We start from the raw sequence: 13,608 nt of genomic DNA on the forward strand, positions 1-13,608 counted from the left end.
TTGATTATAATTGGGGGGTTTTATCACTTATAGTTTATCTGAAAGGTGGTTCATTAAATGTTCTTAATTTTCGAGAGTGTAAATTACTTTCTTCTTGTTTAAGTAACTCAATAGATTGAATACCAATTTGCAAATGTTCTGACACAGCGCCCTCATAGAAATGATTAGCCTGACCGGGTAATTTAATTTCACCATGTAATGGTTTATCAGATACACATAATAATGTGCCATAAGGCACTCGAAAACGATAACCTTGTGCCGCAATAGTGGCACTTTCCATATCAACAGCAACCGCACGACTTAAATTAAATCGTCTGGCTGATACCGAAAAACGTAATTCCCAATTACGATCATCCGTTGTAACAACGGTTCCTGTTCTTAATCTTTGTTTTATTTCATGCCCTGGTTTTCCACTGACTGCTTTAGTGGCGTCATAAAGTGCACGTTGTACTTCTGCAATATTTGGGATCGGGATATCAGGTGGTAAAACATCATCTAAAATATGATCATCACGCAAATAAGCATGGGCTAAAACATAATCGCCAAGTTGTTGGCTTTCACGTAATCCGCCACAATGACCAATCATTAACCAAACATGAGGCCGTAAAACCGCTAAGTGATCACAAATTGTTTTCGCATTTGAAGGGCCAACACCAATATTAACTAATGTTATTCCGGGACCTTCTTTAGCAATTAAATGATAGGCAGGCATTTGATATTTCTTCCAAGTTAAATCTGATATTAACTTTTCAGGATCAACAGTGTCTGCTGTAATTCGTTGAAATCCAGCACAGGAAAGTGCGCAATATGGACTATTTTCATCCGCGACTTGATCACATGCCCAACGAACGAATTCATCAACATAACGATTATAATTCGTATATAAAATATAGGGTTGAATATCTTCAGCCAATGTACCAGTGTAATGCTTTAAACGTGCCAGTGAGAAATCAGTACGTAAAGCATCAAAATGAGAAAGTGGCAATATTTCCCTATCACAAATTAAACCATCAGTAATTTCATCACCAATTTTAGATAGATCAGTTGTTGGAAAGTATTTTGCTAAAGAGGCACTCATTTTTCTATCAAAACCAATACCTGTTCCATCAATTACAAAAGGATAAGGGATCTCTTGTTTTGAGGCGCTGACTTCAAAAGTTGCATGATAGGCATCAGCAATAAGTTGCAGTTGTTCTGACAAATAATTTTCAAATAAAGCAGGATTCGTAATAGTGGTGGAATAAGTACCAGAACGAGACAAACGTCCATAAGCTCTCGTTTTATCTTCTGTTTTTATTTCACCAGACCAATATACCGTTAATTGAGGATAAGCAAATAACCCTTCTGCTCTTTGCTTTACATCGGGTAATGTTCCATTTTGTGCATAATCAACAATTGCATTACGTAAAGCGTCAACGGAGTTTTGATATTGTTGTTTTAATTTGATAATAATTTTTTGAATTTCAAGGTAATGAAGTTGTGACATAAAAAGAGCCTTTTACTTATTATTGATTTTATAACCATAATAGCAAGAAGCTCTGTTTTGACCAAAGGATAAGATTAATAAAATCTATATGTGCATTCTCCATCTAAAGAGACTAACTCTCCTTTATTTAGTTTTAGCGTAATATCAATACTATCTTCATTAATTATTTTATCTCGATACAATAGATCTAGGAACTTCTCGCCTAGATTGAGTTCTTTCTCATTTAGTTGTTTTTTTATCTCTTGGATCTTTTTATTTAAGCGCTTATCATCATTTGGCTCGAGGTTATTATTAGTAACCACCATATCATATATAAAATTATATAACTTACTTTCATATGGTTTAGCTAAGATAATATTATGATTTTTTTTATCGCTACTTTTTTTTAAATATTTTATTTTTACTTCTATCAGATTATTAGAAAGACTCTTTATGCTATAAACTTTTTCTTGCTTAACAATATCATCGCCTGAAAAAGATGTTGTCAATGTGTAGTAATCAAGAGCGGTATTATATGATTTAATTAAGGTGATACCTTCTTGATTTAGTAAATAGTAGATTGCTTTTTTATTTTTCTCTGATAAATTTTGTATTAAAGATTCAAATTGTTGCATTGCCTCTTCTTGATTTTTGCTTTTTATTTTTTCACCATTGACAATATAAGTATCTCTATTTATATCTTTTCTGAGTGCCTTTTTTATATCTAAATTAGTATCATTTTTATCGATTGCTTTGTTTACAAGCCCGCTTATTGCATAAAAATCAACTTGATTAAAATTACTTTTATTAAGCGCTAAATCTATTTCACCAGAACTTATTTTTTTATCTAATTCAAGATATAATTCAGCAAAAATCCGATCATTATCCTTACTTTCACTCTCATTTTGATCTAATTTTTCATATAGACATTTTAATGCGATTTCATTGGAAAAAACTGATGAATGTCGATTAAATATATTAATTATTTTTGATATTTTACTAAGCTGCTCATTATCTACATTCTTTATAAAAATATTATAATCATCAATTAAAATAGTAATATTTTTATTATTATGATTATCTAAACTATCATAAATGGAAATTTTTATTCTTTCTTTATATGCATCCGAGGACATCGCTTTTAACATTAAAATATGATATGCCATTTTAAAATGGTTCTTATCATCAGATTGTGCCTTAGATACAATATTTTCAATTATTTTTAGAGCTTTTTCTCTTTTGTTTGATTGAAACCAATCTTTTATTTTAGCCCACAAAGACATAACATCTTTTATTTCTTTTCCTTGTGATATTCTTAATATTTGTGAAGTGGAAATATCATTTTTATTAATTTTCACATTCATCGCAAATTCCTCTCAAATAATTAAATTTATATTTAAGAGAAGAACATTTTTATTGAGACTATTCTATAAAAAATCATCCAATATAAATTAAATCAGTCGTATTCCCTTAAAAATTATGGGATTAAAAAACCTAATACGATCGGTAAGGTAATAGCCGCAAGCATAGTTTGAGAAGTAATGATGCCTGCCATTAGCTCCGAATCCCCCCCTAACTGTCGGGTTAAAATATAAGAAGTTGGGGCTGTTGGAATAGAAAAGAAAACAACCAGAAGCACCATAACTAATGAAGATAAATCTAAAAAATAAGCAACACTATACGCAATGATTGGCACAATAAGTAAACGAGTAACAGTATTAATACCAATCATTTTACTTTCTGCTTTTAGTGTTGATAAATGTAATGCCGCACCAATACAAATAAGCCCCAATGGCAAGCTAGTTGCAGCTAACAACTTGAGAAACTGATCGCTACCGAAAGGAAGCCCAATCCCTGATAGATTTATTATGATCCCAATAACACAAGAGATGATTAAAGGGTTTTTTATGATAGGTACTATTAATTGACGCAAAGTCACATTTTGTCCCGCGGTTAAACAAAGCACTGAAGTGACATTGGATAATGGAACTAGCGTTGCCAATATTAATGCGGCTATTCCTAATCCTTCAACACCAAATAGATCAGCAACAATCGCTAAACCTAAATAAGTGTTAAACCGAATATTACCTTGAACAATTGCACCAAAACGCCCTGCACACCAACCCGTAATTTTTTTCAATACAGTACATAACAGCGTGATAATAATGACCACAGAAAAAATAGCCCCAGCAAGGTGGGGTAATTGAGGATCAGATAAAGGTGCATTTGCTAGGCTATTGATCAGTAAAGCAGGAAAAAGTAAAAAATAATTTAATTTTTCAGCCCCAACCCAAAAAGCGGGCTCGAACGTTTTATTTCTTCTTAAAATTGCACCTAGCGCAATTAACGCAAATAAAGGCCATAACGTTAACAACACATTTTGCATAATATTTATCCTAAAGATATCGTGATACTTTACAATATCGCAACATCAGAGCGATTGCTATTTTATGTTGTTAATACAATAAGCAACTCAAAATATGATAAAAATATACTAATATCGCATTTTTAGAATAACATTTTTATTTTTATATGATTAAGTACAAACTTTCTTTTTATGAGCATAAAATCCTAAAGCTTATCTAAATCAATGTACATTCGATAACAATGTAAATTTGCTTTCGCTAAATCAGAATAATACTCACGTTCTTCTAATGCCTTAAAACCTTGTTTTAAATAAAATATTACTGCGTTAGGTGTTGCATCCAAAAATAGCTTTTTTTGCCCCCTCTTTATTGCTTCATGTTTTAACTGTTTTAAAATAAGCCCTGCGAATCCTTTCCCCATATATTCTGGTAATGTAAAAATGGCTTCAGCAAAACCTGTTTTGACATCTAAAAATCCAGAAGCAACGGGAATATTATATTCTTTATAATCAATTACATAAAATGGATTATCTATTATAGCTTGTCGATATCCATCTGGCATTTCATCGGGAGTCCAAGCAGCTAAAATATCTTTTGGATAAACATTCTCACAACCAAATCGTAAAGCTTGATTTCGTAAATACCACAATCGTTTTGCTTCCTGTGGTTCAGCAAGTCTAAGTTGAATCATACTCATTTCCATCTTATTCATTAGAATTAAAAACCTTGAATCAGTAAAAAACTCTATTCTAATAGTGCATTTTAAATTTTTTAATTTTTTGGTGTTACTTTTTTTTAGAGCATGATATGTTTTTGTAGAAGGAATAATGTAAGGAAATCTTATGCCTAATTCAATATTACCTTCCCAAATAAAAAAAACCTCCTCTTTTGTTGCTGGTTCTGAGCTTCCTTTTTATTATCAATTCATATCTACTTCAATTAGAGAAATCTATTTCTCAAACATTTCACTTATTTACCATAATGGATATCAAACCGAAAATACACTTCCAAAGCTAATTCTTTGTAGTCATCGGAACAGTGCTTTTGATGGTTACATTGCTTTGAAGGCATTCCCTAGAGCTCAGGCTTTAGCATCAATACAATTATTAAATAGCTACATAATGAAAACTTTTTTTACGGGTATTCCCGTCGTTAGAAAAAAGGATAGACAACGTTTAGGTATAAATACAAATATATTTTCAAGCCCTTCAGATGCGGCAATTGCACACATAAAAGCAGGTGGAGACCTACTTTTATTTCCAGAAGGTAGTAGCGAGTGGGGTTTCAAGCCTTTACCTTATCAACGAGGAGCGGCAAGAATTATTAGAACATTAATCAGTGAGGGAGTTAATTTTGATATTATTCCTATGGGATTGTTTTATATCGCGCCTGACAAATTCAGTTCAAAAGTTGAAGTTTATATTGGAGAAAATATATGCATAGACTCGAAAAAAGATAATTTATCAATCAGAGAATGGGAGCAAAATATTCATAAAGAAGTATCTGATGCATTAAATAAAATTTCCGTTAATTGCCCAACTATTGATATTTTTGAAAAAGCTTCAGCCTATGCTTTTAATAAAAACAAAGAAGGATATTCTTATGCTGAATCCTTTATTGATTATCAAAATAATCTATCTCAAGAAGATAATAGCAATAAGACTATAGAAAAGACCTCTCAATCTTCTATTTTAATTTGGCGTTATATTTCATTTTTATTTATGTATATTTTATTCCCAATATTACTTTCATCATTTATCGCATCTCATTTTGCTGATGCACGCAATACCGTTAGCTTCTTTAAAATATTAGGTGGCGCTATTGCTTCAGCTGTTTGGCTTCCAATCTTAGTCATGCTCCTATTCTTTTCACCTCTATTTATTGGTATAAGCTTAGTCAGTGCATTATTCGGCTTCATATTGATAAGGAAGAAAGGCGCTCAAATATGTTAACGACTAAAGCTAGGATGCTTTTTAACCATATATTTTCTGTACAACTCTTTATTATTTGGGGACTTGGCACTTATGGCAGTTGGTTAATTCATGCTACAGAAATGCTAACACCTATTTTCTTAGGTTTGTTTTTGTGGATTTTATTGGTTTTTGTTGGATATAAAAATCAACATTCAACACGTCATTCGCGATTTTATTGGCTAGGTTTGTTACAACTAATTGTATGTTGGACTATTTTTCCTTTGTTTAAATCAATCCGCTATGGATTATACCAATGGAGTTTTGATGATATTTTATATGCTTTGGATAAATTCTTGTGGTTTGGAAAAAGCTTACCCGAATGGTCCATTTTTTTACAATCAGGATGGCTAAGTGAACTCCTTGCTTTTTGCTATTTTAGTTTCTATTTTTTAATTATTGGTAGTGCCCTGTTCTTCTTTTTTAGCCGAAATAACGCACTGACTAAAAACTATTTTTTCGGTTTAATGCTGATGTATTTTTTTGGATTTATTGGTTACTTTACTATTCCAGCCGCAGGCCCTTACTCTGCATTTCCTTCTGATTTTAACTATCCCGTTTACTCTGGTGCCATGACTTTATTTCTGACAGATCTCGTTGATAAAGGCATTACAGAAATGGATGTTTTTCCTTCATTGCACACTGGAATAACGCTCTATATTGTTGGTTTTTTCTATTTATCAGGTTATCAAAAAACAGCTTATTGTTTATTTCCTATCTTAATAGGGCTGATTTTGGCGACTGTATATTTGCATTACCATTATGGCATTGATGTTATTGTCGGTGCTTTGCTTGCATTATGGGTACTTTACATCACAGGTAAAAATAATAAGGTCGAATATGGAACTCATTTATAAAATTAACGAGCCTATTGCTTCAGAAGTTTCTATTAGCGGAGGTAAAGGTGCAAGTTTAGCGAAAACGATTCAATCACTGCCTGTTCCTGATGGTTTAATTCTTTCTTGCCAAGCTTATCAGTTATTTATTACCCCTTTGCTCCCTAAAATTAATCTTTTATTATCAGATAAAAAGCAAGAAATTGAATCAATTAGTAATAATATTCGGCATCTTATTTTACAAGCACCTATGCCTGAAAGTTTAATTCATTCTCTAAGCACAATGTTAAATAACCTTCAGCTGAATGATACCGCTCTGGCCGTGCGTTCATCCGGAACATTAGAAGATATGCCCGGAGCAGCTTTTGCTGGCCAGCATGACACATTATTAGGAATTAAAACCTTACCTCGTTTACTAGACGCTATTCGCCAATGTTATGCCTCTTTATGGCATACTCACGTCATGCTTTATCGTCAACATTTAAATTTACCGCATACTCAAGCATCAATGGCTGTTGTACTACAAAGGATGATTGATGTTCAAAAAGAAGAAGCAGCAGGTGTTGCTTTTTCTGTTGATCCCGTTCAAGGTTCTCTTTCTACCGTATTAATTAATGCAGCCTTCGGTTTAGGTGAAACCGTAGTCGCAGGTGAAGATCCTGTAGATGAGTTTATCGTTGATAGAGAAAGTTTAGAATTAAAGCAAACAACAATTTCTCAGAAAATAAATGCCATTGTGATGGTGAATAATGGTACTGAAATTTTACCTCTCGAACCTCAAAATCAATCTATACCTTCCTTAACACCTGAACAGTGTAAACAAGTGGCTAAACTAGCTATTTCAGCAGAAAAATATTTTGATTTTCCACAGGATATAGAGTGGGCATTTCATGATGGAAAATTATGGCTTTTACAATCACGAAATGTGACACAAATTGCGCCAATTTGGACAAGAGAAGAATCAGCAGAAAGATTTCCTAATCCTATCACGCCATTAACATGGGATATGTGTGAAGCAGGTTTTCATTCATCATTAAACTTTAGCCTTAATCTTATGGGGCTTCCTTCATTTAATGGTAAATGGTTCGGAATGCAAGATTATTATATTTATGGCAACCAAAATGCGGTTTCTTTGTATAGTAATCGGCTTCCCACCTCAATGATGAATGATTTACCTACCCTACTAAAATCTTTGCCTGAAATAGCACAAAAATTTAGTTGGGTACAAGAATTACCTATTACTTGGATGCGCGATTTAGATAAATACTTAATCTCAATCGGAGCATTAATGAATGAACCATTAGAAGAAAAAAACTTGTCCCAACTATGGGATTATGTGCAAAGAATTAATAAATTAGGTGCTGACTACTTCTTACCTAATATTGCTATATCATTGACTCAACGCTCTCTCTATTCCGCACTTATGGCCTTGCTAAAACTCTTTTTTAAAGAGGAAAAATATGCACATATTGCATTCGATAATTTAATTGCAATGTCTGAAACTAAAACTGGACAAGTGAACGTAGAACTTTGGACTCTTTCTCGTTATGTTCGTCAGCAACCTAAACTTCTCGAACTTATAACATCTATTGTTCCCGAAAACATTATGCAAGAAATTGAAGAATGTGATCCCCATTTTCACCAGCAATTTTCCTTATTTTTAGCAAACCACGGTCATCGAGAATTAGACTTTGATGCGTATCATCCAACTTGGCTGGATGCCCCGCACATTGTGTTGACTCAAATTAAGGCTATGGCAGATTTAGCTGATGATAAGCAAGCAGACTCTCCATTAGGTAAAAAAATTCTACAATCAGAAACTGAGTTTTCAATTATTTCTGATGCCCCTGAAGAGTTACGTTTTTTCTTACAAGAGATCATTCGATTAGCTCGAGTTTATACTGCACTTGATGACTTAGAGCATTATCAAACAACACGATTAGCCTTACCGATGCGTCGCGGATTAAAAGCATTAGGAGAACGACTGGTTATTCGTAGTGTCTTAGACTGCCCTATGGATATTTATTTTGCTAATGAAAAACCTTTAGCTGAAGCAATTCTTGCAGATAATCCTACGACTTGGAATAAGTTACGCCATCATATATACCAAAATAAGGCTGAGTATTTAAAAGCAAAATCAGTTACTCCGCAGTGGGTTTATGGCGAAGATGGCAGTGATGAACTTAATACAAATGAGCACCTATTAAAAGGATTAGCTGGAAGTGCAGGCATTGTTGAAGGTGAAGTTTATCTTGTTCATGGCCCTGAAAATTTTGCCGAGTTTCCACAAAATGCCATTTTAGTTGCAAGAACAACAAATCCGGCTTGGACAGCGCTTTTTTATCGCGCATCGGGCATTATTACCGAAAGTGGTGGCCCATTATCTCATGGTGCTGTTACTGCCAGAGAATTAGGATTACCTGCCATTATGGGCGTTCGTAATATATTGAATATAATAAAAAATGGACAAAGAGTCAGAGTTGATGGACAAAAAGGCGTCATTGAGATTTTATCTTAATTCTTTGAAAACATCATGAGCCATACGCCTTGAACAGAAAAAGCATCTTTTTAGATGCTTTTCTCGTTTCAAACAACACATTTTTTGACTAATTATTTTCTTTTTCTTCTGGCACTTTATTAATGTCGATATCAACTTTATAAGCAGAAGGTGCAAGTAAGGCAACTAACCCACCTATTAATAAAACAACAAAAAGCACCATCAACATGGTTGGCGCATTAAAGAGTAAATATGGCATTAATAATATAGGACTAGCTGTAAAAATAAGTGAAATGATGACAGGATAACTTATACCAATATCTCTCACTCGTTGTGATAAAATCAGAGTGAATATGTAAATCTGTATTATTAAAAATACGATTTCGATTAAGCCATATGACGTAAAAGAAAATTGATAATAAAAGATATTTTCAATTATTAAATCTGCATTTTCAGGATAATATAATATATACCAGCGATATACTAAGTTTTCGACAATAGCAAATAAAATTGACCAAGCAATTTCTAAACCTAAAAAAGAGAGCCTTCCACGTCTTTGCTGTTTCCATTGATAAGCAAGTTTAGCTTGCATCATAAATCCCTTCATTTTTTCAAATAGTAATCTTTTTTATCATAATACACTTAATGTCTTTCTCCAAAATAATGTTATTATAATTTAGTGTCAGCATAAAAATACCTTTAATATTTAATAGTTTATGTAATAATACATTATATTATCTTTTATAATAATAAAATACGTAAGGAATTATTATGCAGCCTATACAGACAACCTATTTTGCCCTTCTTCGTTAAAAAACATATTTATAAATTAATAAGAAGGGCTTAAAAAATAAATTATAAAAAAATCGAATTAGAACAATGGGATAGAAAAGAACACTTTTTACATTACCGTCATAACTTGCAATGTGGTTTTAGCTTAACAACAAAGATAGATATTACTGCCTTAAAGGCTATATTAACTAAAAACAATCTTAAGTTTTATCCTGCAATGGTCTATTTGATTGCAAAAACGGTTAATTATTATCCTGAATCTAGAATGGCTATAAAGAATGATGAATTGGTTATTTGGGATTATACCAACCCTGCATATACAATTTTTCATCCAGAAACTGAAACCTTTTCAGAGTTATGGAGTGAGTACTTTGATGATTTCGATACTTTTTTACAAGGATATAATCAAGATTTTCAACAATATAAAAAGAATCTTAACCTATCTGCAAAACCTAACTTTCCTGAAAATCACTTTTGTATTTCGATGATCCCATGGATTAGTTTTGATGGCTTTAATTTAAATATTGCGAATGTGAAAGACTATTACCCACCTATTTTTACGATGGGTAAATTCATTCAACAAAATGACAAATTTTTATTACCATTATCCATTCAAGTACATCATGCTACTTGCGATGGCTTTCATATAGCAAGAATGGTCAATAAACTTCAAGAGTTATGTGATGATTTTTCAGTTTGAGCATATTGAAATTTAGATAAGAAATTCGCTCTTTTATCAATTTAATAAAAGAGCGATTTATTAAAATAAACCTTTTCAAATATGAATTAAATTATTATCTAACTTGTTTATTGATCCATTTTATTTCTTCATTAGTAAATCGAATATTGCTTTCTTTATTTGTATCAGTATCTAATAAAATTTTGTCTTTAATTAATTTACTAACAGGTACTATAATATTGAAATGATCCCCATTTTTGATGCTATAGATTTTTAATGGAATATCATTCACCATTGCCACTGCACGTAATTCGTTAAACTCATTCCAAAAATAACCACGTCCTTCAAAGTAAAATGTTGGAGTTTTTATCGATTTAATATAGCGATATACTGAGCGAACATTAAATTCTTCTTCTTTATTACTATCAAAGGGTAGCTCAACGATCATATCACCTTCAGCACGTAATTTTAGGTCAGGTATTCCCCCTAAGGAGAAAACAGCTCTAAATTTATCACTATATTCACTCGCTAATAATGCACGTGTTCCCCCAGTACTATGACCGACGACATAGATACGTTTAGCGTCAATGTAAGGTAATGATGCTAAATATTCTATCGCTGATTCTAAATCTTCCAATTCGCCATAGAACATTTCATAACGGCCAGGATTGGTATTTTCACCTCGAAAAGATGGGATCATCAGCACCATATTAGGATCACGGAAAATAGCCCCCGTTTGGTCATTATCAACCGGTTTAGGTTGCCAAAAATAGTCATCTCCCCCTATTCCACCATAGCCTCCATTTAACCAGATCACGGCAGGTAATTTCGTTTTTTTATCTGTAGGGGGTGGTGTTAAATAAGCATACATATCACCAGGTTTAGCTGGATATTTAATAACATTAAATATTTCTGGTGGCGCTTCCCAAGGTGGATCAATATTATCAAAACTGTCATTTATAATTACGGTTTTAAAACGCTGATGTGCTTCAAATAAAGTTTCATCACGAACTTCGAGATCTGCATTAACAGAAAAAGAGCTAATACTCGCTAAAGAAAAAAGAATTGCAGGAACAATTTGTTTAAAACTCATAATTTTTATATTCATATCAATCAACTTCCCTATAGATTATTTAAGTTATGAGATAATAGCATAGGTTGTTTGAGGTTTATGAATAGAGATTTTTCGATAAATCAACAAGTCAAGGCAGAAAAAAAGCATCTCAATTGAGATGCTTTTGACAATGCAAGATAGTTAATTTTTAAGTCTAGTTTACTTATTTTGCACTCGTGCGAATCAAGTAATCAAAGGCGCTAAGTGAGGCTTTTTATACTACTTTAATAGATTGATATAAAAGGATTTAATCAGCGTCAATGTCCACATGTTGACCACATTTTGGGGTGCAGTTCAAATTGACTGGCTTTTTATAAAAAACTATTTATTAAGTTAATTCTTAAGTTTATTATTCTCTTCAACAAATTTTTTATAAAAACAAATCGTTTTATCAAATACTTTATTTGCAACCTCCTTCCATTTATCTTCCTTTAGTTCAGTAGCTTCTTTATTTTTATCATAGAATATAGATGCATATTTTGGCTTACATTCCAGAATGTATTCAACCGTTTTTCCTTTAGTTCTACATGCACAAATAATTAAATGACATCCTTTTTTCATAAGAAAGGCTAAACTATTTTTAAGGCATGTAGGATCTGATATATCCATAGGATCACCCTTACTTACTATTCCAATCTTAAATTCATCTATTTGAATAATACGCAAAATTTCAGTGGTTGCCCTTTTACTTAGATAATTAGTTTCTATGCAATGACCTTCAAAATGTTTAAGTAATTTTTTGTGTATTACTTTTATCGTTGTCGTTTTCCCTGAGTTACTAGTACCAGATAACGCTAAAATATGTTTTTTGTACATAAAACACTCCATAAACCGAGATAAATATAGAATATGTTCTTATTAAAAGAATCTTTTCAATAGATACCTCAAAATTAGATGAATATGAAAAAATTACAATAATTAATATGAGAAGAAAAAATACCGTCATACTTAGTATCTTTCATACATCCTCATCAAATCGCTAATGCCTGTTGGCAATACTTATCAATATGAGGCTCTACCCGTTCAATCAATTGAGGCTTTGAAATAAACCGCGTTACGGTTTCATGGCTGACGAACGTCGCGCCACAATTTATATTCTGGCACTGGTTATAACGTTCTTTGGTATCGGAAGATATTTGCTGACTACTACGAGTATGCGCGGCATGACCACAAACAGGACAAATCATCATAAACGGGTTACCTCTTTATGATGTGGAAATTACCTGTAATTATACACAGGCACTATTCCTTATCCATATCTATCTCACTGCTTTTGACTTCTAATTCTAACGAGGTGGTAAACCCGCTATTGTTCAGTGAATGACTCACCGTAACCAACGTCCAATAGGCTTCATCAATCTCAGGTTTAAAACCGCTGACTTGTACCGGTAATTCAGGAAAGAGATCTGCACGCCCTTTCGCAAGGGTAATACTAAAAGAGGCAACACACCGCTGTATTTTTCCCACACGGTTTTAGCAACACACCGCGTACCACCTCAAATGATGAGGAACATTCCACAAAATACCAGTGGCTTTGGTGACGTGAGAAAGTGGCAAAGGTTTTCTTTCGTAATAAGCTGCCATCGCTACAAAGTAAAATGTTACAGATTAATGATTGGTTAGGTGAAGAAGTGATTAAGTTTGATAAGTACACATTGGATGATGAGTAACTTCACCACATAAAGAACAATACCACCGACACTGGTGGTATTTTTTACCTGTAAGGTATAAGTATCGGTCTGACTAATAATAGTAATAGAGACTAATTCCATTATACCATTCACCCTCTGATAAGTTGAATTAGCCTAATTTTCACCCTCTCAAACCCGTATTGAATGCGCCTACAATCCATTTTAAGCGCACATAGTTTATTTAATATCTAGATAACT

At 32.7% G+C, this 13,608-nt stretch carries 13 protein-coding genes and 2 pseudogenes; 5 read left to right on the top strand and 10 right to left on the bottom strand.

Annotated features, from left to right (window positions below; genetic code table 11):
- Nucleotides 1–34: 34 nt before the first annotated feature.
- From ABN256_RS01715 to ABN256_RS01730, 4 genes are all read right to left on the bottom strand, one after another.
- Nucleotides 35–1,486 carry an AMP nucleosidase gene (locus ABN256_RS01715; RefSeq protein WP_197269167.1) on the bottom strand — a complete coding sequence of 484 codons (1,452 nt, stop codon included), beginning with the start codon at nt 1,484–1,486 and terminating at the stop codon, nt 35–37.
- A gap of 74 nt (nt 1,487–1,560) precedes the next feature.
- Complete coding sequence (locus ABN256_RS01720) at nt 1,561–2,829, bottom strand: hypothetical protein (RefSeq protein WP_197269166.1); 1,269 nt, start codon at nt 2,827–2,829, stop codon at nt 1,561–1,563.
- A 113-nt stretch (nt 2,830–2,942) separates the two neighbouring features.
- Nucleotides 2,943–3,851, bottom strand: a complete 909-nt coding sequence (locus tag ABN256_RS01725) for an AEC family transporter (protein WP_197269165.1) — start codon at nt 3,849–3,851, stop codon at nt 2,943–2,945.
- A gap of 185 nt (nt 3,852–4,036) precedes the next feature.
- Nucleotides 4,037–4,528 carry a GNAT family N-acetyltransferase gene (locus ABN256_RS01730; protein ID WP_196553474.1) on the bottom strand — a complete coding sequence of 164 codons (492 nt, stop codon included), beginning with the start codon at nt 4,526–4,528 and terminating at the stop codon, nt 4,037–4,039.
- A 145-nt stretch (nt 4,529–4,673) separates the two neighbouring features.
- Here ABN256_RS01730 and ABN256_RS01735 point away from each other — a divergent pair, with 145 nt between their 5' ends.
- From ABN256_RS01735 to ABN256_RS01745, 3 genes are read left to right on the top strand one after another with little or no spacing between them, the layout of a single operon-like run.
- A complete protein-coding gene (locus tag ABN256_RS01735; protein ID WP_115349793.1) occupies nt 4,674–5,783 on the top strand; it encodes a lysophospholipid acyltransferase family protein in 1,110 nt (369 codons plus the stop codon).
- Nucleotides 5,777–6,658 (top strand): phosphatase PAP2 family protein, encoded by an 882-nt coding sequence (locus ABN256_RS01740; protein WP_349439001.1) that lies wholly within the window; start codon nt 5,777–5,779, stop codon nt 6,656–6,658. The genes ABN256_RS01735 and ABN256_RS01740 overlap by 7 nt, the downstream gene beginning before the upstream one ends.
- Nucleotides 6,642–9,155, top strand: a complete 2,514-nt coding sequence (locus tag ABN256_RS01745; protein ID WP_349439002.1) for a PEP/pyruvate-binding domain-containing protein — start codon at nt 6,642–6,644, stop codon at nt 9,153–9,155. The genes ABN256_RS01740 and ABN256_RS01745 overlap by 17 nt, the downstream gene beginning before the upstream one ends.
- Before the next feature lie 88 nt (nt 9,156–9,243).
- On the opposite strand, the gene ABN256_RS01750 is transcribed toward ABN256_RS01745, so the two are convergent.
- Nucleotides 9,244–9,726: a hypothetical protein gene (locus tag ABN256_RS01750; RefSeq protein ID WP_340896581.1), complete on the bottom strand. Its 483-nt coding sequence runs from the start codon at nt 9,724–9,726 to the stop codon at nt 9,244–9,246.
- 258 nt (nt 9,727–9,984) lie between these two features.
- Between ABN256_RS01750 and catA the strand changes: the two genes are divergently transcribed.
- A complete protein-coding gene (gene catA / locus ABN256_RS01755) occupies nt 9,985–10,626 on the top strand; it encodes a type A chloramphenicol O-acetyltransferase (RefSeq protein WP_349439199.1) in 642 nt (213 codons plus the stop codon).
- Nucleotides 10,627–10,720: 94 nt separating this feature from the next.
- On the opposite strand, the gene ABN256_RS01760 is transcribed toward catA, so the two are convergent.
- From ABN256_RS01760 to ABN256_RS01775, 4 genes and pseudogenes are all read right to left on the bottom strand, one after another.
- Nucleotides 10,721–11,713 (bottom strand): alpha/beta hydrolase family protein, encoded by a 993-nt coding sequence (locus ABN256_RS01760; protein WP_340896583.1) that lies wholly within the window; start codon nt 11,711–11,713, stop codon nt 10,721–10,723.
- Between the two features lie 339 nt (nt 11,714–12,052).
- Nucleotides 12,053–12,535: a hypothetical protein gene (locus tag ABN256_RS01765; protein ID WP_349439004.1), complete on the bottom strand. Its 483-nt coding sequence runs from the start codon at nt 12,533–12,535 to the stop codon at nt 12,053–12,055.
- Nucleotides 12,536–12,690: 155 nt separating this feature from the next.
- The gene (locus ABN256_RS01770) at nt 12,691–12,909 is read right to left on the bottom strand and encodes an ogr/Delta-like zinc finger family protein (RefSeq protein WP_109849531.1); all 219 of its coding nucleotides are present in this window, start codon (nt 12,907–12,909) and stop codon (nt 12,691–12,693) included.
- Between the two features lie 52 nt (nt 12,910–12,961).
- Nucleotides 12,962–13,180, bottom strand: a pseudogene (locus ABN256_RS01775) (phage late control D family protein); the annotation flags it as partial.
- Between the two features lie 9 nt (nt 13,181–13,189).
- Here ABN256_RS01775 and ABN256_RS01780 point away from each other — a divergent pair.
- Nucleotides 13,190–13,389: pseudogene (locus tag ABN256_RS01780) on the top strand (phage portal protein); the annotation flags it as partial.
- On the opposite strand, the gene ABN256_RS01785 reads toward ABN256_RS01780, so the two are convergent.
- Nucleotides 13,339–13,491: a hypothetical protein gene (locus tag ABN256_RS01785; protein ID WP_349439005.1), complete on the bottom strand. Its 153-nt coding sequence runs from the start codon at nt 13,489–13,491 to the stop codon at nt 13,339–13,341. The pseudogene ABN256_RS01780 and the gene ABN256_RS01785 sit on opposite strands and share 51 nt — an antisense overlap.
- Between the last annotated feature and the right edge of the window lie 117 nt (nt 13,492–13,608).

It is taken from the genome of Proteus sp. fly-1008 (assembly GCF_040140305.1).
Taxonomy (GTDB): domain Bacteria; phylum Pseudomonadota; class Gammaproteobacteria; order Enterobacterales; family Enterobacteriaceae; genus Proteus; species Proteus vulgaris_B.